The following is a 22,484-nucleotide window of genomic DNA, read 5'->3' as shown; positions in this document are numbered from 1 at the left end:
AGGACCCAAAAAGTTCGAAATGCAATGATTAACACGCATAGGTAGAGAGAGATTAATAGGTAGTAAGACTAATGCGCTGTCTGCTACGAAATCCGGGAGGCCAATGATGGAAAATGTGGCGGTGAAAACCGTTAATATTTACGCGTTTCCATCTTGGGTCCCAAAACCAGCCCAGAATTACCTCATACATACGGAAACAGGTGTCTCGATCAGGGCTGTCGCCCGGCAGGTTGGTTGCCATGCCTCAACTGTGCTTAGGCAAGTACGGCGATGCGAAGCGCGCCGTGATGACATGCTGATTGATCAGGCTTTTCATCGCCTAGGAGATTGCGTTCGACCTTGTGCTGCACCTGCAAGCCCATCCAAGGAGAGACCAATGGCAACAGATCAGTTAAACCCCGAAAAGCCTGTCGTTATGAGCGATGAAAAATTTCATGCTGAAGCTTTTCCGGTTTTACAACAATTGCGGAAGAACAGCACGGTGTTAGCAGTTGCCGCTGGTATGGAAAAGGCGGTTATTGTCAGTGATGACAAAGAGCAGGCAACCGTTGCAATCAACAATATCGACCGAGAGTTGGCAGAAGCGATCGCATTAAAAGGATGGATCGAAAGCAATTGTACCGGGCGTATTGTCCGTTATCGTATCAGCGCATCGGGACGTTCAGCGTTTAACCTTTTATTGGCCGAGCGTGAAAATTCCGCCATGGGGTTCGCCGAAACACAAACCTCATTTTTGGGGGTGGGTGTGACTTCGCACGGCCTTGAAACGGACACGGATGCGCCGAATACCACCACCAGAAAAAGAATTCGATACAGTGCGCCTGATACGCCACTTGCAATGTTAGCCCGCCGCCGTGACCGCGATGGCACACGGTTTTTATCGGACGATCTTGTCCGGGCAGGGGAGCGATTGCGCGAAGACTTCGAGTTGGCACAAATTGGAGTGCCAGAGCCAGATAATTGGAGCCAGATTCTTACAAACATTCCCGAGGATATACATAATTACACCGGCTCACCTTATGCTCGGGATCGCGTGATTTGTGCATTTCGCGACCTTGGTCCAGGACTTGGCGATGTAGTTTTACGCTGCTGTTGTTTTCTTGAAGGCCTTGAAAAAGCAGAGAAGAAGATGGGTTGGTCAGCACGGTCGGGCAAGATTGTGCTGCGTATAGCCCTTCAACGGTTGCACCGACATTATGATTCACTGGGTGATGCTGGTGGAATAATAGGCTGAGTAAGCGCCCGATATCGGGCGCTTACTGAAACTCTGAGCTTATTACGATCGGGCCGGGGGCCAGATTAGGGTAATACGCGACGGGCCACTCGATAACATCTGCTCGACCTGCACGGTTTCTGCAGTACTGGTACTCCCCGCCGCTGTTGTATACATAGGTATTGTTTAACGGTTATTTGCGGGGAAAAAACGGTGAAGGACATCAAGGTTCCAGAGCTACGGCATCCAGAAAAAGCGCACCGTCCGGATAATGCCCAGCCGCGCAAACCCTCGTGGATTCGTGTCAAAGCGCCGAATAGTAAAGGGTACAAGGAAACGCACCGTATTATGCGTGAGCACAACCTTGTCACGGTCTGCGAAGAGGCGGCCTGTCCAAATGCCGGGGAATGTTGGAGCCAAGGCCATGCCACCATGATGATCATGGGCGAAGTCTGCACGCGAGCCTGTTCCTTTTGTAACATCGCGACTGGAAAGCCGCCGGAAGATCTTGATGTGTTTGAGCCTGGCCGTGTGGCCGATGCTGTGCAGAAACTGGGCCTGAATCATGTTGTTGTGACCTCGGTTGATCGCGACGATATCAAAGACGGGGGAGCCGCGCATTTTGCCCAGACGATCCGAGCGATCCGACACCGTAGTCCTAAGACCACTATTGAAATCCTGACACCGGATTTCCTCCATTGCGATCCTGCCGAATTGGAAGTGGTCGTTGATGCTCGCCCAGATGTCTTTAACCACAATCTAGAAACCGTGCCGGGGTTATACCCGCAGGTGCGCGCCGGGGCGCGGTATTTCCATTCACTTCGTTTGTTGCAGCGGGTCAAAGAGCTTGATCCTAGTATCTTTACCAAATCCGGCCTTATGGTGGGCTTAGGGGAAGATCGCCAATCTGTGCATCAGGTGATGGATGATATGCGCGCCGCTGATATCGATTTCTTGACCATTGGCCAGTACCTTCAACCTACACCAAAACATCACACGGTGGCCGATTTTATAACTCCGGATGATTTTAAAGCTTATGAGCGCGCTGCATATGGCAAAGGGTTCTTGATGGTTTCTGCAACACCTTTGACCCGCTCATCCTACCATGCAGGAGATGATTTTGCTCGTTTGCGGGAGGCACGCGACGCTAAATTGGCGCGTCAATAACATGCGCTACCGCCTGTGTTCTCGACTTGCATTAACCTTAAGCAGAGTTGAGCAACATAGTTTTGAGGCATCAAAAAGAAAAGGCGACCCGAAGGCCGCCTGTTACGTGAGTGTTATGACTAAGCGTTAAATGAACGCCCTTTAGTATCAGCTGCCCCATGTGCGGACAGGTCCACAATCCATATGGACAAAGTTGCTGCCAGAATACCGGCCAACGCCGCCACCGGCGCAAGCTTTTGCTGCGCGGTACATCTGACCAACTGACCGAGATGAGAGCCGCAGATCTGCTGCTTCGCCGTTCATATGGCGAGAGTTTTTCGCGACACCGCGTGATCGGCTACGCAACATCGCATTGGTTTTCGGGCTGCGATAGCCAGACAACAGCATGAAAGGCTCATTAATATCCAGCAAGTTATGACTTGCTGCCATGATATCGATTGTACGCGCATCGATCTTCATGATGTCGTTTGTTCGCCAATCGCGCATAAACGTTGAAATTTCGCGCATAGCGTCCTTGATATAGCTGCCCTCGATCCAGTAGATCGTGTCAATGGTTTCACCTGTTCGGGGTGAAGTCATACGCAGTCTGCGGATATCTCCGCCACCACGAAGGAAGCCTGCTGCATTGCTGTATGTTGGTGCTGCGACAACGGCTGTTGCTGCAAATGCACCAAGTACCGCGCGCCGCGATAGTTGAATCGTGCCACAATTTTTCATTAGTCCGCGCCTGTCCCGTCGCTTACCTGTTTGTCCGCTTGCAAGGCGGTTCTGCCATCTCATCCCCAGATGTGCGATTGTTATTACACAAACTGATTCAGCCACCAAGTAGGGATTGTAATGTGCCTCACGAAAGCTTCAATTTCGGCGAGAATTTGCGCAAAAACTGCACAAACTACGAATAACACATGAAAATCCGATGCTATTTAGTCTCAATATCATCAATATCTTTCATAAAGATTAGGATTTCATTGGACAGATTTGACCAATCGCGAAAAAACAACAGATGGTATTACGCGACTTTCAGAAAGGTGCGGTCAGAGTGATGATGTTCAAAATCCCCACAATCAGAATGGCAAAATTAGCCTGCGCAGTATGGGTTTCTGCAACAGCTGTGGTTGTTGATACATCAGCTGCGATGGCACAATCGACGGCATTTCGGCAGGCGATTGCAGAAGGTGCGTCTTCTGATCGGGCGTTAGCCACGTACTTTCAAGACACAAATTATCAGCGCCTATGGACACAAGAAGGTGAGATTGGCCAATTGCGGCGCCAGGCACTATTTCGCGCGCTTCAACATGTTGAGGCCCACGGGCTTCCGTCAGGAGAGTATGATATTCAAGGTCTGTTGCAGCAAATGGGAAGCGCAAAGTCTCCACGTGCGCTTGGCCAAGTCGAGGTTGCGCTTAGTAAAGTTTTTTTGAAATATGCAAAAGATGTGAGTACCGGCGTTCTAGTGCCATCGTCTGTTGATTCCGGGATTAAACGTACCTCGCCTGACTTTAACCAAACCGCGCATTTGGCAAAATTCGCCCAAAGCATTCCTCGTAAATACATCAATGGACTTGCGCCCAATTCGAACGAGTATCGTCGGCTGATGAAAGAAAAGGTGCGCCTGCGGCAATTAGTGCAGTTAGGAGGGTGGGGTGCCACTATTGCTGCGGATAAACTGCAACACGGGGATCAGGGCGAGGCTGTTATCGCAATGCGCAATCGCCTGATCGCTATGGGCTACCTTGAACGGCATGCGGGGCAAGTGTTCGACGATAAGATTAAGCAAGCGGTTCAGCTGTTTCAGGCTGCGCACGGGTTGGAAACCGATGGCGTTGCAGGCCCGGGTACATTGGCCGAGTTGAACAAACCCGTAGAAGCTCGGCTAAAATCGATCATCGTCGCGATGGAGCGGGAACGCTGGATCTCTCAACCGCGGTATGAACGCCACATTATGGTAAACCTTACTGATTTCAATGCGCGCGTATTCGAGAACGATGAGGTTCAATTTGTCACACGGGCTGTAGTAGGCAAAAGTGTGGATGATCGCCGTAGCCCTGAGTTTTCTGATGTAATGGAATTTATGGTGATCAATCCCACCTGGCATGTCCCGCGTTCAATAGCGGTCAAAGAATACTTGCCTAAGATGAAAAAGAACCGCAATGCGGTATCTCATCTGAAACTGTATAACCGGCAGGGACGCGAAGTTCCCCGTAGTGCAGTGAATTTTGCGGCTTATAATAAAAGAACCTTCCCCTTTTCCATTAAACAACCGCCGTCCAAGCGCAATGCGCTTGGGCTGGTCAAGTTCATGTTTCCAAATAAATACAACATATATTTGCATGACACCCCGGCCAAGGACCTGTTTGCACGTGAAAAACGCGCCTTCAGTCATGGTTGTATCCGATTGCAAAAGCCGTTTGAGTTTGCCTATGAATTGCTTTCCAAGCAGGAAAGTGACCCCAAATCATATTTTCATTCCAAACTAAATACTGGGAAAGAAACCAAAGTCCTGCTGAAAAATAAGGTTCCTGTGCACATTATTTATCGCACTGCTTTCACCTCATCCAGCGAGGGTGTGCAGTACCGACGCGATGTTTACGGGCGTGACGCAAAGATTTGGGATGCTTTACGCAAAGCGGGGGTTTCGTTGAGCGCGGTTCAGGGCTAAACCATCCCCAAGGATAGGGGGTGTCATGGGATATACCATCAAGCAAATCGCCGAGGCTCTGGGGGCTGAGGTTTTTGGAAACGCAGACCTGATTGTTCAAGGTGTGTCCGAGCCCGCAGATGCCAGCGCAGATCAGCTGGCCATGGCCATGAAACCCAAGTTCGCCGATGACTTGCCCAACGGTGCGGCGCGTGCTGCTTTCTTGTGGGAAGGCGCGGACTGGCAGAAAATGGGGCTTGAGGCCGCTATCGTCGCGCAACGGCCGCGCTATGTGATGTCTAGCCTCACGGCTTTTCTTGATCCGGGGCAGGGTTGGGATGTTGGCGTTCACCCATCTGCCGTCGTGCATGACACTGCACAAATCGGTGCCGATGTCACCATTGGTCCGCTGGCAGTGATCGGAGCTGGGGCTGTAATAGGCGCTCGTAGTGTGGTTGGCCCACAATGCTATGTTGGCACAAATGCCAGTATCGGCGAGGATAGTTTTTTACGCGAAGGCGTGAAAATCGGATCCCGTGTCGAAATTGGCGACCGTTTTATCGCACAACCCGGTGCTATTGTTGGTGGTGATGGTTTTTCTTATGTCACACCAGAAAAATCGGCTGTGGAACAAGTACGTCAAACTTTAGGTGACCGTGGTGATGCAGGGGCACAAAGCTGGACGCGGATTCATAGTCTGGGTGCTGTAGAAATTGGCGATGATGTCGAATTAGGGGCCAATTCGACCATCGACAAGGGCACCATTCGCAACACGCGTATCGGGGCCGGCACCAAAATCGATAACCAGGTGATGATCGGCCACAACGTTGAGGTAGGCACCGATTGTCTGTTTTGTTCGATGGTTGGCATTTCAGGCTCTACCCGAATTGGTAAAAACGTGGTTCTGGCCGGACAAACCGGTGTGAACGACAATATCTTTATCGGTGACAACGTCGTAACTGGTGGGGCCACAAAGGTATTCTCAAATATCCCGGCGGGCCGCGTGATGTTGGGCCATCCAGCGATGAAGATGGAGACCACGATGGAGGTTTTCAAAGGTCTGCGTCGTCTCAAGCGGCTTTACGATGACGTCGCTGAATTGAAAAAAACTGTTTTAAACCAGAAGCAGAGCAAGTAAATCGATCAACATATACCGGAAGAGGTCGATATGGACATCAAAGATCGTGTGATAAACATCATCGCTGAGCAGGCGGTTTTGGAACCTTCTGATGTCACACCAGAAAATACGCTGGAGGATCTGGGCATTGACAGCTTGGGGTTGGTCGAAAGCATTTTTGCAATCGAAGAGACCTTTGATATTTCAGTACCGTTCAATGCCAACGATCCAAGCGAGAGTGATTTTGACATTTCTTCGGTTGCCAGCATTATTTCTGGCATCGAAAAATTGGTGAAAGATCAATCGTGAAACGTGTTGTCATTACCGGCGCGGGGACAATCAATGCGCTTGGGGCCAATGTGCCGCAAACTCTGGACGCAATGCGCGAAGGCCGTTGCGGCATCACCCAGCTGGAAATCAAAGATGTCGAACGTCTTGCCATCCAGATCGGCGGACAGGTCAAAGGGTTTGAACCAGAAGCGGCGTTTAACCGACAGCAACTGGCACTTTATGACCGGTTTACACAGTTCACTCTGATTGCGGCGCGCGAGGCGATCGCACAATCGGGATTGGAATTTTCTGGCGAACTTGCAGCCCGTGCCGGTGTTGTGTTGGGCAATTCTGGCGGCGGCATGACCACGTTGGATGAAAATTACCGATCAGTTTATGAGGATGGCAAAAACCGGGTTCATCCGTTTGTTGTGCCAAAACTGATGAATAACGCAGCGGCCAGCCATGTTTCGATGGAGTTTAACCTAAAAGGCCCAAGCTTTACGGTTTCTACTGCCTGTGCTTCGTCTAATCATGCCATGTCGCAAGCGTTTCAGATGGTACGTAGTGGCATGTCACCAGTGATGATTTCCGGGGGCTCGGAATCGATGCTGTGTTTTGGCGGGGTGAAAGCTTGGGAGGGGTTGCGCGTGATGTCAAAAGACGCTTGCCGGCCGTTCTCGGCCAATCGTAATGGTATGGTGCAGGGTGAAGGTGCCGGGGTTTTCGTATTTGAAGAGTTGGAGCATGCCCAGAAACGCGGGGCCGAAATTCTGGCAGAAGTGGCCGGTTTCGCGATGACTTCGGATGCTTCGGATATTGTGATGCCGTCAAAACAAGGCGCAGCACGTGCGATCAAAGGCGCGTTGCAGGATGCAGGGATCGCCCGTGAAGACGTGGGGTATATTAACGCACATGGTACGGGCACCGCGGCAAACGACAAAACCGAAAGCGCCGCCGTTGCAGATACCTTTGGGGCACATGCAGATAAGCTGATGATCAGTTCTACCAAATCGATGCATGGCCATCTGATTGGGGGGACGGGCGCAGTTGAGATGTTGGCCTGTATCATGGCCCTTCGCGACGGCGTGATCGCTCCAACGATTGGCTATGAAGAGCTTGATCCGGAGTGCGCCCTTGATGTGGTTCCTAATGTTGCACGTGAGGCCAGAGTCGACGTTGCACTATCTAATGCCTTCGCTTTTGGTGGGTTGAATGCAGTGCTTGCGCTTAAGCGTTTCCACTGAGACCTGGCAAGAAAAAGGCTGCCCTCATGGCAGCCTTTCAGCTATTGTACCAACATCATATTCAGTTGCTAGTGATGGCTTCGCTTTTAAAGGCGGCTGTGAAACCATCCAGTGATACGCCGATGTTTACAAACCGATCAGGGGCCTGCGCTGGTACGATCTGCATCACAGCTGAATTCCCAGCTTTGAAGGCGTTGATGTCTTCTTGTGTAAATCCAAGTTGAGCATAGCACGCGCTTCTATCGCAATAGACAAACTCATAGACTTTAGCGCGTCCACCATCGACAGCGATTTTCAAATCCTGTGTTAGCAAGGTTTGCAAGGGAACAGCAACTGTTGCCCCCGCAACAGCCTGACCACCTTCAGGAAGCTTGAACAAATCGATGGTTGCAACAGGGTTGCCGCTGTCATCAGGTAAAAGTTGGAACAAATTGCATGGGTCTTTTTCGGCATCTGTTTTGTAGCACTTCAATTGCCAGTCGCCATATTGCTCAGCTATATAGACCGCTGGCTGCGCCGCTTCCTCTTGCGCAGGTGCGCTGGCGACATTGGTTTCTGGTTCAGCCGTAACATCTGCCTCAGTTGCCCCCTCAGCGGAGGGTGCCTCGGCTTGTGTATCTTGTGATTCCGTTTCGGCCGCGACAGTGCTTTCAGTTTCGGAAGGTGCTTCTATAGCGTTTGTACTGTCTTCTTGAGCGTGCAGCGTGGTGCCTATCGCCATTAATGCAATAACGGAGAGCGACGAATAAAGTTTTGTCATTTTGGTCCTATTGTTCCAATTGATTTGCGCAGGGCCTACCACAGCCCAAACGGTGTGTCAGGCTATATCCTGCTCATTACTGGCTGGTGAGGCAAAATATTGCCACTTAAAGGCTTGCTATAAAAAGAAAAAGGAAAAGAGATTACACAATCTCTTTTCCTCATCTCTCCCTGTCGGACAGGCCGACTTATTCATTGATGGCGACGCTAGGGCAGATCCTCATTTGGGTCAACAGTTTAAAGGCAAAAATTGTACAAAAAAGCGCCGCACCCGAAGGCGCGGCCAGTCTGACAGGGAGGAAATTACCCAAAACACGCTAATAGATAGGGTTTGGGTAGGTTTTCAGACTAGCCAGAAACTCTTAACTTAGTATGTTCACATCGTGAAAAAAGTAAGACAGGGGTAACGTCGTGGAAAAAAGCGTATTTATTGGCGGTGGTGGTGAAAACTACGGCGTTCAACAAGGTCTTTCACTTAAATATGCAAACCGACACGGGTTGATTGCCGGGGCGACGGGGACAGGGAAGACAGTAACCCTGCAGATCCTAGCGGAAGGGTTTTCAGCCGCAGGCGTGCCTGTTTTCTTGTCTGATGTCAAAGGTGACCTGTCAGGGCTGGGCGATACGGGCAGTGAAGAGTTCAAGCTACATCAGGCCTTTACTGATCGAGCGCAGACCATTGGGTTTGCTGATTACGTCTATACCGCATTCCCGGTCGTATTTTGGGATTTACTAGGCGAACAGGGTCACCCCGTCCGCACCACGGTTTCTGAAATGGGCCCATTATTGCTATCGCGCCTGCTAGAGCTGACAGATGCGCAAGAAGGGGTGATCAATATCGCCTTTCGTGTGGCAGATGAAGAGGGACTGCCATTGCTAGATCTTAAGGACCTGCAATCATTGCTGGTTTGGGTCGGCGAAAACAAAGATAAGCTGTCACTGCGATATGGCAACATTTCCCCACAATCTGTTGGGGCTATTCAACGGCAGCTATTGGTGCTGGAAAATCAGGGCGGAACAAAACTCTTTGGTGAACCCGCGCTTGAACTTGCCGACCTGATGAAAACCGCACCGGATGGTCGGGGCAACATCAATATTCTCGCCGCAGATCAATTGATGGGATCGCCCAAGCTTTATGCGACTTTTCTGTTGTGGCTGCTGAGCGAGTTGTTTGAAACATTGCCAGAGGTTGGCGACCCGGACAAACCCAAGCTGGTGTTTTTCTTTGACGAGGCGCACCTGTTATTTGACGATGCGCCCAAAGCACTGGTCGATAAGGTTGAACAAGTCGCTCGCTTGATCCGCTCCAAAGGGGTTGGCATCTACTTCATCACCCAAAACCCGGATGACGTGCCCGAAGACATCCTTGGTCAACTGGGTAACCGGGTCCAGCACGCTTTGCGTGCCTTTACCGCCCGCGATCGAAAGGCCTTGACCCGAGCGGCAGAAACCTATCGCCCAAACCCACGATTTGACACTGTCGATGCGATACGTGACGTCGGTACAGGGGAAGCTGTGACCTCGATGCTGGAGGCTAAGGGAGCGCCGGGTGTGGTAGAGCGCACGTTGATCCGCCCGCCGTCCTCCAAGCTTGGTCCGATAGATTCATCAAAACGTAAAGAGCTGATACAGGCATCCCCAGTTGCGGGAAAATACGAAACCCTCAAAGATCGCAAGTCGGCCTATGAAATTCTGGCAGGGCGGGCACAGGCTGCGGCAAGCGAAGCAGAAGTTGCTGAAACGGAAGCCGAAGAATTACCTCCGATGGAGCGTGAATTCAACACCGCACGCCGCTACTCTGGCAGTCGGATCAAACGCTCCAGCAGTCGTGATCGCAGCATGGGTCAGCAATTTGGTGACGCGGTAACAAACGCAGTGCTCAAAGAGCTAAAGGGCACAACTGGGCGGCGGATTGTGCGTGGTATTCTTGGTGGTCTGTTCAAAGGACGCTAGGTGCGGATCTGAGATAGGTCCTTTAACAAGGCTTGGCAAAATGCTTCGGATTTGGTGGTACTCTGCGTTGTTTGCCCCAAAGTTTCAGGCCGTAGCAATGCGTCGCAACCAATCATGATTGGGAGAGCAATCTCCCGTTCATCTTGATCCAAATCAAAAACGCGGCAAAATGTCGAAAATCCGGTTTGGCTCACACCAAGGTATTGCACGTCTGGCGTGTTATTGTCTCGTAGGGCAAGATGCGACAAAAAACGCGCCATATCGCGGTAAATTGGGCTACGCCCAGATCGGCCAATGTCGAAACCAACCAACGTTGTTTCACGATGAATCAGATTGTTAGAATGGAAATCCCCATGGCAAATTGCCGTGCGCCAGGTTCTCTCATCGAAATAGCGGGCTAACCTCTCTAACTCGTTTAAAATACAATCTTTTACGGGCTTAAAGCGCGCGAGCGTTTTGGCTTCGTGGATATCACGAGCTCTCTTGATCCAACGACGATGGGTGGTTTGTTCGTCATGCTCTGAAACTGACATGTAGTGTTTCAGCCAACGTGCTGCCGTTTCCAAGTGTGTCGATTTCTCATCGTGATTGGATTTGCGCAACACACGCAAAAAGGATGTGCCATCAATAGCTTGCAAAATCAAAAGGTTGTATTCACTTAAGAATAATATTGGTTCGCAAACTGTGTATGCACCCTCACACATAAAGGGCCAAATGCGTTGATATTCTTGCCACTCCCGCGTTGCCGTTTGATTTGATGATCCCAAATGCATGCGAAAAACCACATCCCGCTCATTCAGGGTGCCACGCATCAATGCGCGTTTTTCTGGCACAATACGCAGCATCTCTTCGATGTGTGCGTCTTTCAATTCGGGTACCTCATCAATCATGACTTCAAGCTGCTCTGCTAATAAAAGCGTGGCGTCCAATTTTGACAGATCATGATTATCGTTGGTTTTTTGCATTGGTGTATCTTTTCTGAGCCACAACAGGGCGTCAACCGAATTGAACCCAGTCCATAGCAGCGTTATTGTGCCTCAAACAAAGAATGCAGGATTCCCCATGACCGACACACCCGTAGTAGAAATGTCATTCGAAGAGGCGATGAAAGAGCTGGAGCATGTTGTCGGCAAGCTGGAACGCGGGGATGTCGCATTAGAGGCCTCTATCGCGCTTTATGAGCGGGGTGATGCCCTGAAAAAGCATTGTGAGGCTGAGCTGAAGCGGGCCGAGGAAAAAGTGGCAGCGCTGACGCTGGACCGCGACGGTCAACCCACCGGCACGACCCCCGTCGAAGAGTTGTGAGCACTATGCATGAGGCTTTGACTGGGCTCGCGGCCCGGGTTCAGACGCATTTGGAGCAGGCTCTTGTGCCGTTTGGCGATGGTCAGGTGGCACAGGCGATGCAATACGCTGTCTCGGGCGGCAAACGGGTGCGCGCCTTTTTGGTGACTGAATCTGCTAAGTTGCATGGTGTGCCTGAGGCGCGTGCGATCTGGCCCGCCAGCGGGATCGAGGCGATGCATGCTTACAGCCTTGTGCATGACGATATGCCTTGCATGGATGATGATGCGCTGCGTCGCGGCCAACCTACTGTACATGTAAAATGGGACGAAGCGACCGCAACTTTGGCTGGTGATGCGCTGCAATCTCTGGCGTTTGAGCTGGTGTTGCACCCAGGGGGCGCTGAAACAGCACAGGCGCAAGCCGCCCTTGGGCTTGGGCTGGCACGGGCCGCTGGCGGGCAGGGGATGGTGCTTGGACAATCACTTGACATTGCCGCCGAAACCGCCGAAATCCCACTGAATTTAGAGCAGATCACCCATTTGCAAGCCGGTAAAACTGGTGCTTTGATTGAATGGTCGGCAACAACAGGCGCGGTGATGGTGGGTGCCTCAACCGAAGCCTTGTCAACATTTGCGCAGGCGCTTGGACTGGCGTTTCAAATTCAGGATGACATCATAGATGTAATCGGTGACGCCTCCGAAGTTGGCAAAGCCGTTGGCAAGGATGCCGCCGCCGGAAAAGCGACTTTTGTATCTCTTTTGGGACTAGATGGGGCAAAACATCGCGCCTCAGCCCTTGTCGATCAGGCCTGTGACGCCCTATCTATATATGGAAATGACGCAGACATGTTGCAGCAACTCGCGCGCTTTGTTATCTCGCGTCAAAAGTGAACCGGTATGACCCGATTTGACCAAGAAGGGACACCGCCCCATGTCTGACCGCCCCAAAACCCCCTTGCTGGATCAGGTGGCAAGCCCAGCGGATCTCAAGCAGTTCAGTGACGCGCATTTGAAGCAGCTTGCGGATGAAGTTCGCGCTGAAACTATTTCTGTTGTCTCAGAGACTGGCGGGCACCTTGGGGCTGGCCTTGGTGTTGTTGAGCTGACTGTGGCGCTGCATGCGGTGTTTGATGCACCAAAAGATAAGATCATTTGGGATGTAAGCCATCAATGCTATCCGCATAAGATCTTGACCGGGCGTCGTGATCGGATGCGGACCTTGCGCCAGAAACATGGTGTGAGCGGGTTCACCAAACGATCAGAATCACCCTACGATCCCTTTGGTGCGGCACACAGCTCAACATCGATCAGTGCCGCTCTTGGTTTTGCCGTGGCACGCGACCTAGGTGGTGCCTGTGACACTGGGCATGGCGATGCAATCGCGGTCATCGGTGATGGCGCCATGAGTGCTGGCATGGCGTTTGAAGCATTGAACAACGCGGGTCATCTGAAAAAACGCTTAATCGTAATTTTAAACGATAATGAAATGTCGATTGCTCCGCCTGTTGGCGCACTTTCATCTTACCTTTCAAGACTTTATGCTGGCGAACCGTTTCAAGAATTCAAAGCGGCTGCTAAAGGTGCTGTCTCGCTTTTGCCAGGACCATTCCAAGAGGGTGCCAAACGGGCTAAAGAGATGCTCAAAGGTATGGCTGTTGGCGGCACGTTGTTCGAGGAGCTGGGATTCTCTTACGTTGGCCCCATCGATGGTCATGATATGGAGCAACTACTGCCAGTGCTACGCACCGTACAGGAACGGGCCACAGGGCCAATCCTGATCCATATCACTACAAAAAAAGGTAAGGGCTACGCCCCTGCGGAAAACGCCCGCGACGGTGGCCATGCGACGGCAAAGTTCGACGTTCTAACCGGGGTGCAAAAGAAAACACCATCAAACGCGCCAAGCTATACCAAAGTGTTTTCTGAGGCGTTGTTGGATCATGCGGCCAAGGATGATAAAATCTGCGCCGTAACTGCGGCTATGCCGGACGGAACTGGTTTGGATCTGTTTGAGAAGCGTTATCCAAGCCGTTGTTTTGATGTCGGAATTGCCGAGCAACATGCCGTGACATTTGCTGCGGGTTTAGCTGCCGGCGGCTTGCGTCCATTCTGCGCGCTTTATTCGACCTTCCTACAGCGTGGCTATGACCAAGTGGTGCATGATGTTGCCATCCAGCGCCTGCCTGTGCGCTTTGCGATTGACCGTGCCGGGCTTGTCGGGGCCGATGGGGCCACGCATGCAGGCAGCTTTGACACAGCATTCTTGACCAACCTGCCGGGTATGGTGGTGATGGCCGCGGCGGATGAGGCAGAACTGGTTCATATGGTTGCCACCGCAGCTGCACATGACAGTGGACCAATTGCGTTCCGTTATCCACGTGGCGAGGGGCAAGGCGTCGATATGCCGGAAACCGGCGCCGTGCTGGAAATAGGAAAAGGCCGGATCGTTCGCGATGGTGCAAAAGTGGCAATCTTGTCCTTTGGCACCCGTCTGGGTGAAGTTATGAAAGCAGCAGAGGCTCTGTCAGCGCGTGGTATTTCGCCAACCGTGGCAGACGCACGTTTTGCCAAGCCGCTAGATGAAAAATTGATCTTGGACTTGGTGGAAAATCACGAAGCGCTGATCACAATCGAAGAGGGCGCAATTGGCGGTTTTGGCAGTCATGTCAGTCAGTTACTGGCGGAAAATGAAGTGTTTGATCAAGGTTTTAAGTTCCGATCCATGGTACTGCCTGACATCTTCATCGACCAATCCAGCCCAGAAGACATGTACAGTGTTGCGGCCCTTAATGCGTCAGATATTGAGGCTAAGGTACTTGATATATTGGGCGTTTCGCAGTTGAGTGGAAAGCGGGCTTAAACCGACAACCGTGCCGATTGCGTGCCGCGTTCGCGATAGGGTGTGGTGTTATAATGGGCGCGGTAGCATTTTGAAAAATGCGAGGGCGAGGCAAAGCCACAGGCCAGCGCCACGTTGATCACCGTCATGTCGGTTTGCATTAACAGGTTACGCGCTTTTTGCAACCGTAGCTCCATATAGTACCGTTTTGGACTGCGGTTCAGATAGCGGCGGAACAGACGCTCTAACTGCCGGGTCGACATGCCGACATCCTTGGCCAGAATCGATGGGCTGATTGGCTCTTCGATATTGGCTTCCATCATCTGGATCACTTGGCTCAATTTTGGGTGCCGCACACCAATCCGGGTCGGAACCGACAGGCGCTGTGTGTCCTGATCTGTGCGGATCGATGAATAGATCAGCTGATCTGCAACGGCATTTGCCAATTGCTCGCCATGATCATCGGCGATCAATTTCAGCATGAGGTCAATCGACGAGGTGCCACCCGCAGTAGTCATCCGATTGCCGTCAACGATAAAGACCGATTTGGTCAGCTCGACCTCATCAAATTCTTCCATGAAACTATCGTGGTTTTCCCAATGGATGGTCGCACGTTTGCCGTTCATCAGCCCGGCTTTGGCCAAGGTATAAGCTGCCGTACAAAGTCCACCAATACGCAGACCCTTGCGCGCTTCACGTCGGACCCAATTCAGTAGTTTCTTAGTGGTCGCATTTTGGATTTGAGTGCCACCACAAAGCATGACGCAATCATCACGACTCAACTCGCCCAGTGGGGAATCCAGTTGAAAGATCGACCCGGCGGAGCAATTCACCGTGCTCTCTGAATCGCCGGTTGTAACCCATTCATAGACGGTCTCTTCGGCCATTCGGTTGGCAATACGCAGGCACTCAATTGCGGCTGCATAGCTTAGTAAGCTAAAGTTATCCAACAGCACAAAAACAAAACGCTGTGGGGCGTTTTGTCCGGCGGCTCTTACTTTTCCGTCACCTGTACGCATGGTGGCGAATCTCCGACATATTCAGGTCTGTTCGCGTCGACTTTCACTAAACTGTCGCAATTTACAAGCATTCCTTCGACTCGATTGCGAGAATTCCAGCAAGACCTATATGGTCTCTTACCAACAGCTCTAGTATAGGGATGGTTCAGAATTCTGAAAGCGGAGAAAAAAGATGACCGATTGGCACAAATCTGACTGGCGCGCGAAACCGCGGATTCAGATGCCAGATTATACCGATGCTGATGCTTTGCACGCGGTTGAAGCGCGTCTTTCACAGTATCCTCCGCTCGTGTTTGCTGGCGAAGCGCGTCGATTGAAAGCCGCGCTCGGGGCCGCATCACGAGGCGAGGCATTTTTGTTGCAAGGTGGGGATTGTGCTGAGGCATTTGACCAATTTAGCGCCGATGCGATCCGCGATACCTTCAAGGTGATGCTGCAAATGGCGATGGTTCTGACCCATGGTGCCAAAGTGCCTGTGGTCAAGGTTGGCCGGATGGCTGGTCAGTTTGCCAAGCCACGTAGTGCACCAACTGAGGTGATCGATGGGATTGAGTTACCCAGCTACCGTGGTGATATCATTAATGATCTGGCGTTCACATCCGAGTCGCGTATCCCGAACCCAGACAAGATGTTGCAAGCCTATACACAATCGGCGGCGACGCTGAACCTGTTGCGTGCATTTTCAACCGGCGGCTATGCAGATATCCATCAAGTGCACGCTTGGACCTTGGGCTTTACTGAAGGTGAAAAGGCTGCGCGCTACCGTGATATGGCCAACCGGATCAGCGATACGCTCGATTTTATGCGCGCAGCTGGCATAAACAGTGACACAGCACACAGCCTGCAAACGGTTGATTTCTACACCAGCCATGAAAGCTTGTTGTTGGAATATGAAGAAGCGCTGACACGCCTGGATTCCACATCCGGCAAATGGCTGGCTGGCTCTGGTCACATGATCTGGATCGGTGATCGCACCCGCCAGCCTGACGGTGCACATGTCGAATTTGCCCGTGGCGTGTTGAACCCAATTGGTCTGAAATGTGGTCCAACCACCACGGCTGATGACTTGAAGGTTCTGATGTCCAAGCTGAACCCAGAGAATGAGGCCGGTCGCCTGACCCTGATCGCACGTTTTGGTGCGGGCAATGTCGGTGAGCACCTGCCACGTCTGGTCAAAGCGGTTGAGGAAGAGGGTGCCAATGTGGTTTGGGTTTGTGACCCGATGCACGGCAACACGATCAAATCGGCCACCGGTTACAAAACCCGGCCGTTTGAATCGGTTCTGCGCGAAGTGCGTGACTTCTTTGGTGTGCACAAGGCCGAGGGAACAATCCCCGGCGGCGTGCATTTCGAGATGACCGGTCAAGATGTGACCGAATGCATCGGCGGTATGCGTGCCGTCAGCGAAGAGGACCTGTCTGATCGCTATCATACCGCTTGTGATCCACGTTTGAATGCCAGTCAGTCGCTGGAATTGGCCTTCCTCGTCGCCGAGGAATTGTCAGACCTGCGTGAAAACCGTCTGGCGGCACAAGCCGTATAACAGGCACCCGTGTTGCCAATAATCTTGGGTAACAAATAAAATAGGCCCGGCGCATTGAACGATGCGTCGGGCCTTACTCGTTACAGATCACAACTCTTGAAACCGAATACTCTTACGTTTTAACGAGCCTCAAATAAGGGCGCTCGCCTTCTGTTGCCGTGGTCTTTCCTGTGACGGCAGGTGTTGCAGTCTTGGTGATCAACCGCAAATTAGTGCCGGTGCCAATCTCGACTGGTTCCACGTTACTTTTGGTGATCTGAAATCGCCGTGGGCCAGTCTCTGCTTGGACTTGGTAGATCCCAATGCTTTGTCTGTGGCTCTGATTTTGGGTCAAAAAACACCCTAACGCTCGCGATGTATCGCTAAGATCGCTGCGCAAGGGCAATAGCAACAGGCGACCATGAAGATCGGGTGCACCAGGTTTCGAAATGCTGCGCAGGTTAAATGTCAGACTAGCCGGGGTCTCGAACAGGTCCACCAGCAGGTCAGAAAACTGCGCACGATCAGGTTGGGCGATGAAGCTGCTGACAGGCATACCGCGCACATCCATGCCCATCAAATCAGACAGGTGTGTTCCTGCCATCCGAAACCGGGCCATGCCGGGGGCAATTTTTTCGGCGATAAAGGATGAACCTAGCAATGACGTGATGCCCTGTGGGTTAATCATGCTCCGCTTAGGGATCTGGCCGTCCTCGCATTTGCTATCCCAGTAATGACGCATCAATCGCAATTGACGGCGAAAGAGAGGGCTGTCATCCTCATCCTGCTTCATGTCCTGGATCGCGTTTAATAAATCGTCTCGCATAAGCCTCTCCATCCTCAGATGGCTGTAGCGCCATCTCGTGGGGTCATTTCAATTCGCGTAGAATTTGCCATAGTTTTGCGATGATTTGTTGTGAAAACCTAACAACTGGTTAACGCAGCAAGGTCGTGAACGCCGGACAGTTCTTGTCAGCCGTCCGGCAAATGGATAGGAGAAGAGTAGCAGCGCAGGAGGCAGGTTTGCTAAATTCTATGACGGGCTTTGCGTCGGCCAAAGGCAGCGATGCGCGGTATTCCTGGACTTGGGAATTGCGAAGTGTGAATGGCAAAGGTCTGGATATTCGCCAACGGGTGCCAGACTGGGTTGATGGGTTAGAGGCCGCGCTGCGCGCCCGAATGGGCAAGGCATTGGGGCGAGGAAACGTTTCGCTCTCATTACGGATCCAGTCGGACGAGATGGAAACCACCCAAAGTATCAATCAGGCCAACTTGACTGGCATTCTGACCCATATGGCCGAGGTTGAACAACAGGCGATGACAGCGGGCGTGTCTTTGGCACCCGCCACGTCGGCCGATGTTCTGTCAATCCGGGGCGTATTGGAAAACCGTTCCAATGATCAAGATACCAAGGCTCTGTTGGCCGTATTGCAAAAAGACTTTGAGCCGCTTTTGCAGAGCTTCATCGCCATGCGCGCCACCGAAGGGCAGGCCTTAACTGAGGTGCTACAGGGCCAGATGGATCAGATCGATACACTGACCACGGCGGCAGGTGACGTACTGGAAGAACGCCGTGATGACATGCAAGCGGCCTTTCGTGCGTCATTGGCACGGGTAATGGACAATACCGATGGCACTGATGAGACACGCATTGCGCAAGAGCTTGCCATGCTAGCGGTAAAAACCGATATCACGGAAGAACTGGACCGGCTGCGCGCCCATATTACTGCGGCTCGTGATTTGATAGCCAAGGGGTCCCCCGTGGGGCGTAAGCTTGATTTTCTGGCGCAGGAATTCAATCGTGAAGCCAATACGCTGTGTTCCAAGGCGCAAAATAGTGCATTGACCGCTATCGGGCTTGAGCTGAAAACCGTCATCGACCAGATGCGTGAACAAGTACAGAATGTGGAATAAGGGACTAATATGACCAACCGACGTGGCCTGCTGATCATCTTGTCCTCGCCCTCGGGCGCAGGAAAATCCACCCTGAGCAAACGGCTACGGGCCTGGGACCCAAGTCTAGCGTTTTCCGTTTCCGCGACAACCCGTGCACCGCGCCCCGGCGAAGAGGATGGCCAAGACTATCACTTCATGAGCGAAGATGATTTCAAACGCGACGTGAGCCAGGGCGAAATGCTGGAACATGCCCATGTTTTCGGTAATTTCTACGGCTCGCCCAAAGGCCCGGTTCAAACCGCAATCGATGCCGGGCGGGATGTGTTGTTTGATATCGACTGGCAAGGGGCGGCACAGATCCGAAACTCGGATCTGGCACCACATACCTTGTCGATTTTCATCCTGCCGCCCTCGATCGAAGAACTGCGCCGCCGTTTGATCAGCCGGGGTCAGGACAGTGATGACACCATCGCCAAACGTATGCGCAAAAGCTGGGATGAAATTTCCCGCTGGGATTCTTATGATCACGTGCTGATCAACGATGATCTGGACGCCACCGAGGCGGACCTGAAGACCATCATAAACGCGACACGTCTACGACGTATTCAACAACCGCTTCTGGTTGATCACGTGCGCAAGCTGCAAACCGAGTTTGAGAATTGCCAATGACCCTTTATGCGCTGGATGATCACCAACCACAGATTGCCGAGGACAGCTGGATCGCGCCGGATGCCAATGTGATTGGGCAAATCATTGTGGAAGAGGGGGCCTCGGTCTGGTTTGGCTGTACGCTGCGTGGTGATAACGAGCCGATCATGATCGGCGCGGGCAGTAATGTGCAGGAAAACACCGTTATGCACACTGATATGGGTTTTCCGCTGACTATTGGTGCGGGTTGCACGATTGGACACAAGGCCATGTTGCACGGCTGTACTTTGGGTGAAAATACCCTGATCGGTATGGGGGCCACGGTGTTGAACGGGGCAAAGATTGGCAAAAACTGCCTGATCGGGGCAGGGGCATTGATTACCGAAGGCAAAGAAATCCCCGACGGATCGCTAGTGATGGGGGCACCGGGCAAGGTGGTGCGGCAACTAGACCAAGCTGCGATTGACCGCCTGAAACTCAGCGCTTTGAATTATCAGAAAAATATGCGCCGTTTCCGCGCCGGGCTACGCGCCCTGTAAGCCATATCACCAGTGGGGCAATAATGGACAGACAACAGATCAATGCGCTGCTGGAGGCCCTTCCGTTACCCGCATTGGTCATCGGTCCGTCCGAGATCATTCTGGGCGCAAATGATACGGCACAAGCATTGTTGGGGCAGGGCATGATTGGGCGGCATTTCATCACCGCGCTGCGTCAACCCAATGTGCTGGATGTGGTCGAGGCAACGCTGAAGCACGGCACGACCCACACCACACGTTATCTTGGTAATGATGGCGCACAAGACACCACCTTTGTCGTCAACTGTGCACCGGTAGATATCGGACAAGGAGCCGGGGCACTGATTTGCTTTGAGGACGTCACTCACGTTGAACAAGTCGGGCAGATGCGTCGTGATTTTGTCGCCAATGTCAGCCACGAGCTGCGCAGCCCGCTGACCGCACTGTCGGGATTCATTGAAACGCTACTTGGTCCTGCGCGCGAAGATGAGGCCGCTCGAGAACGATTTCTCGGCATCATGCAGATTGAGGCCTCACGTATGGAACGGCTGGTGCGGGATCTTTTGTCGCTCAGCAGGGTTGAGAGCGAAGAACGCCAACGCCCAACAACAGAAATAGATATATTGCAGGTGATTGGTTCTGTGCTGCATACTTTGCAACCATTGGCATTGGACAATAACGTGGAAATCAAAACCGATTTCAGCCCTGATGAAGTTCTGTTGCCCGGTGATCAAGATCAGCTTCAGCAAGTGCTGACCAATTTAATTGAGAACGCCATTAAATATGGCGGGAAAGATCAGCAGGTACTGGTGCGCGCCACCACGACTTTGGACGAACCCACGGTACGGGGACCGGCAGTAGTTGTTGCTGTCCGCGATCAGGGGCCGGGGATTGATCCGGTTCACATTCCACGACTGACAGAGCGGTTCTACCGTGTTGACAGCCATCGCTCGCGCGAAATGGGCGGTACAGGACTTGGCCTCGCAATCGTCAAACATATTCTCAACCGACACCGCGGACGGCTTAGGATCGAATCAAGACCGGGTCATGGTAGTGAATTTCGGGTTATTTTGCCGATGGTGTGGAAAAGGTGAAAGTTTTAAGATCATAATATTTTATAATTACAAATACTTAAAGTTATGGTGATGTCTGTCATAAAAGAGTTACAAAACCGTAACAAAAGCGTTGCTGACCGCGCCTAAATAAGCGCAAGGCCACCACATAACGTGAGGCCATGAATAAAATCAGGAGCGTTACGCATGTCTCTCGTTAAATTGACCACGTCTGCTGTGGCCATCGCGGCCGTCTCGGCCTCCGCTGCCTATGCGCGCGATAATGTTCAGGTTGCCGGTTCTTCAACCGTTCTTCCTTATGCCTCAATCGTTGCCGAAGCTTTCGGCGAAAACTTCGACTTCCCAACCCCAGTTGTTGAATCGGGTGGCTCATCTGCTGGCCTGAAACGCTTCTGTGAAGGTGTTGGCGAAAATACCATCGACGTTGCAAACGCATCGCGTGCAATCCGCGAAAAAGAAGTTAAGGCCTGTGCTGAAAACGGTGTAACAGACATCATCGAAGTGCGCATCGGTTACGATGGCATTGTCTTTGCTTCGCAAATCGACGGTCCAGCTTTCACCGCATTCGAGCCGATTGACTGGTTCAACGCGCTGAGCCCGAAAGTTGTTGTTGACGGCGCATTGGTCGATAATCCAAACAACAAATGGTCAGACGCCAACGCTAAACTGCCAGACGTTGAAATCGCGGCCTTCATTCCCGGCACCAAACACGGAACTCGCGAAGTGTTCGAGGAAAAGGTTCTGGTTAAAGGGTGTAAAGATGCAGGCGCATATGATCTGTATCTCGTAGCTGCCGAGGGCGACAGCGAAAAAGCCAAGAAAAAAGCTGCTAAGAAAGCCTGCTACCACGTACGTACAGATGGCAAGTCAGTCGACATTGATGGCGATTACACAGAAACCCTGGCACGTATCGATAGCAACCAAGATGGTGTTGGCGTCTTTGGTCTAGCGTTCTACGAGAACAACACTGACAAGCTGAAGGTAGCAACAATGACTGATGTTGCACCTTCGACCGAGACTATCGCATCGGGTGAATATCCCGTGTCGCGCCCATTGTTCTTCTACATTAAGAAGGCCCACATTGGCGTGATCCCTGGTCTGAAAGAATACGCAGAATTCTTCGTAGCCGATGAGATCGCTGGCCCAGATGGCCCACTGGCTGAATACGGCCTGGTTTCTGATCCTGAGCTGATTGAGACACAAACAGCGGTATCAGACGAAACCACACTTGGTGGTTCATAATCTGCTTAAAACTTCGGGGCGGCCAATTGGCCCCCCGACCACCTTACCTGATGTTTCTCTCATCTGAACGGAAACCT

General features: G+C 52.0%; 21 protein-coding genes. 16 read left to right on the top strand and 5 right to left on the bottom strand.

Annotation, left to right across the window (positions count from 1 at the left end):
• Nucleotides 1-376 precede the first annotated feature (376 nt).
• On the top strand, nt 377-1,234 hold the full coding sequence (locus D9A02_RS12650) for a DUF6456 domain-containing protein (RefSeq protein WP_367946750.1): 858 nt from the start codon (nt 377-379) through the stop codon (nt 1,232-1,234).
• A gap of 192 nt (nt 1,235-1,426) precedes the next feature.
• The gene (lipA, locus tag D9A02_RS12645; RefSeq protein ID WP_120501302.1) at nt 1,427-2,380 is read left to right on the top strand and encodes a lipoyl synthase; all 954 of its coding nucleotides are present in this window, start codon (nt 1,427-1,429) and stop codon (nt 2,378-2,380) included.
• Between the two features lie 147 nt (nt 2,381-2,527).
• Here the strand turns inward: lipA and D9A02_RS12640 are convergent, their stop codons facing one another.
• Nucleotides 2,528-3,097 carry a DUF882 domain-containing protein gene (locus D9A02_RS12640; protein ID WP_162933061.1) on the bottom strand — a complete coding sequence of 190 codons (570 nt, stop codon included), beginning with the start codon at nt 3,095-3,097 and terminating at the stop codon, nt 2,528-2,530.
• A 286-nt stretch (nt 3,098-3,383) separates the two neighbouring features.
• Between D9A02_RS12640 and D9A02_RS12635 the strand changes: the two genes are divergently transcribed.
• Genes D9A02_RS12635 through D9A02_RS12620 form a run of 4 tightly spaced genes read left to right on the top strand, consistent with a single transcriptional unit; the run spans nt 3,384 to nt 7,652 of the window.
• Nucleotides 3,384-5,039, top strand: coding sequence for a murein L,D-transpeptidase (locus D9A02_RS12635; protein ID WP_254054627.1), 1,656 nt, complete (start codon nt 3,384-3,386; stop codon nt 5,037-5,039).
• A gap of 25 nt (nt 5,040-5,064) precedes the next feature.
• Nucleotides 5,065-6,156: a UDP-3-O-(3-hydroxymyristoyl)glucosamine N-acyltransferase gene (gene lpxD / locus D9A02_RS12630; RefSeq protein ID WP_120501300.1), complete on the top strand. Its 1,092-nt coding sequence runs from the start codon at nt 5,065-5,067 to the stop codon at nt 6,154-6,156.
• A gap of 30 nt (nt 6,157-6,186) precedes the next feature.
• A complete protein-coding gene (locus D9A02_RS12625; protein WP_120501299.1) occupies nt 6,187-6,444 on the top strand; it encodes an acyl carrier protein in 258 nt (85 codons plus the stop codon).
• Nucleotides 6,441-7,652 (top strand): beta-ketoacyl synthase, encoded by a 1,212-nt coding sequence (locus tag D9A02_RS12620; protein ID WP_120501298.1) that lies wholly within the window; start codon nt 6,441-6,443, stop codon nt 7,650-7,652. Before D9A02_RS12625 ends, D9A02_RS12620 begins: the two co-directional genes overlap by 4 nt.
• Before the next feature lie 61 nt (nt 7,653-7,713).
• On the opposite strand, the gene D9A02_RS12615 is transcribed toward D9A02_RS12620, so the two are convergent.
• Entirely contained in the window at nt 7,714-8,412 is a 699-nt protein-coding gene (locus D9A02_RS12615) for an invasion associated locus B family protein (protein ID WP_120501297.1), read from the bottom strand.
• Nucleotides 8,413-8,822: 410 nt separating this feature from the next.
• Between D9A02_RS12615 and D9A02_RS12605 the strand changes: the two genes are divergently transcribed.
• Complete coding sequence (locus tag D9A02_RS12605; protein WP_120501295.1) at nt 8,823-10,364, top strand: helicase HerA-like domain-containing protein; 1,542 nt, start codon at nt 8,823-8,825, stop codon at nt 10,362-10,364.
• On the opposite strand, the gene D9A02_RS12600 is transcribed toward D9A02_RS12605, so the two are convergent.
• On the bottom strand, nt 10,361-11,329 hold the full coding sequence (locus D9A02_RS12600) for an aminoglycoside phosphotransferase family protein (RefSeq protein WP_120501294.1): 969 nt from the start codon (nt 11,327-11,329) through the stop codon (nt 10,361-10,363). The genes D9A02_RS12605 and D9A02_RS12600 overlap by 4 nt on opposite strands.
• Nucleotides 11,330-11,426: 97 nt before the next feature.
• On the opposite strand from D9A02_RS12600, the gene D9A02_RS12595 reads away from it, so the two are divergent.
• Genes D9A02_RS12595 through dxs form a run of 3 tightly spaced genes read left to right on the top strand, consistent with a single transcriptional unit; the run spans nt 11,427 to nt 14,510 of the window.
• Nucleotides 11,427-11,669 carry an exodeoxyribonuclease VII small subunit gene (locus D9A02_RS12595; protein WP_120501293.1) on the top strand — a complete coding sequence of 81 codons (243 nt, stop codon included), beginning with the start codon at nt 11,427-11,429 and terminating at the stop codon, nt 11,667-11,669.
• A gap of 5 nt (nt 11,670-11,674) precedes the next feature.
• Entirely contained in the window at nt 11,675-12,541 is an 867-nt protein-coding gene (locus D9A02_RS12590) for a polyprenyl synthetase family protein (protein WP_120501292.1), read from the top strand.
• 40 nt (nt 12,542-12,581) lie between these two features.
• Nucleotides 12,582-14,510: a 1-deoxy-D-xylulose-5-phosphate synthase gene (gene dxs, locus D9A02_RS12585; RefSeq protein WP_120501291.1), complete on the top strand. Its 1,929-nt coding sequence runs from the start codon at nt 12,582-12,584 to the stop codon at nt 14,508-14,510.
• Here the strand turns inward: dxs and D9A02_RS12580 are convergent.
• Complete coding sequence (locus tag D9A02_RS12580; protein ID WP_120501290.1) at nt 14,507-15,508, bottom strand: GlxA family transcriptional regulator; 1,002 nt, start codon at nt 15,506-15,508, stop codon at nt 14,507-14,509. The genes dxs and D9A02_RS12580 overlap by 4 nt on opposite strands.
• A 172-nt stretch (nt 15,509-15,680) precedes the next feature.
• Between D9A02_RS12580 and D9A02_RS12575 the strand changes: the two genes are divergently transcribed.
• The gene (locus D9A02_RS12575; RefSeq protein ID WP_120501289.1) at nt 15,681-17,051 is read left to right on the top strand and encodes a class II 3-deoxy-7-phosphoheptulonate synthase; all 1,371 of its coding nucleotides are present in this window, start codon (nt 15,681-15,683) and stop codon (nt 17,049-17,051) included.
• A gap of 112 nt (nt 17,052-17,163) precedes the next feature.
• Here the strand turns inward: D9A02_RS12575 and D9A02_RS12570 are convergent, their stop codons facing one another.
• The gene (locus D9A02_RS12570; protein ID WP_162933060.1) at nt 17,164-17,856 is read right to left on the bottom strand and encodes a PAS domain-containing protein; all 693 of its coding nucleotides are present in this window, start codon (nt 17,854-17,856) and stop codon (nt 17,164-17,166) included.
• A 197-nt stretch (nt 17,857-18,053) separates the two neighbouring features.
• Between D9A02_RS12570 and D9A02_RS12565 the strand changes: the two genes are divergently transcribed.
• The 5 genes from D9A02_RS12565 (at nt 18,054) to D9A02_RS12545 (ending at nt 22,407) form a co-directional block, all read left to right on the top strand.
• On the top strand, nt 18,054-18,944 hold the full coding sequence (locus D9A02_RS12565; protein WP_254054626.1) for a YicC/YloC family endoribonuclease: 891 nt from the start codon (nt 18,054-18,056) through the stop codon (nt 18,942-18,944).
• A gap of 9 nt (nt 18,945-18,953) precedes the next feature.
• Nucleotides 18,954-19,595: a guanylate kinase gene (gene gmk, locus D9A02_RS12560; protein ID WP_120501286.1), complete on the top strand. Its 642-nt coding sequence runs from the start codon at nt 18,954-18,956 to the stop codon at nt 19,593-19,595.
• Nucleotides 19,592-20,113, top strand: coding sequence for a gamma carbonic anhydrase family protein (locus D9A02_RS12555; protein ID WP_120501285.1), 522 nt, complete (start codon nt 19,592-19,594; stop codon nt 20,111-20,113). Before gmk ends, D9A02_RS12555 begins: the two co-directional genes overlap by 4 nt.
• Before the next feature lie 23 nt (nt 20,114-20,136).
• Nucleotides 20,137-21,186, top strand: a complete 1,050-nt coding sequence (locus D9A02_RS12550) for an ATP-binding protein (RefSeq protein ID WP_120501284.1) — start codon at nt 20,137-20,139, stop codon at nt 21,184-21,186.
• A gap of 165 nt (nt 21,187-21,351) precedes the next feature.
• On the top strand, nt 21,352-22,407 hold the full coding sequence (locus D9A02_RS12545) for a substrate-binding domain-containing protein (protein WP_120501283.1): 1,056 nt from the start codon (nt 21,352-21,354) through the stop codon (nt 22,405-22,407).
• Nucleotides 22,408-22,484 lie beyond the last annotated feature (77 nt).

The sequence above is a fragment of the Roseovarius sp. EL26 genome, from assembly GCF_900327775.1.
In the GTDB taxonomy this organism is placed as follows: domain Bacteria; phylum Pseudomonadota; class Alphaproteobacteria; order Rhodobacterales; family Rhodobacteraceae; genus Roseovarius.
This window is presented reverse-complemented; position numbering and strand designations above follow the sequence as displayed.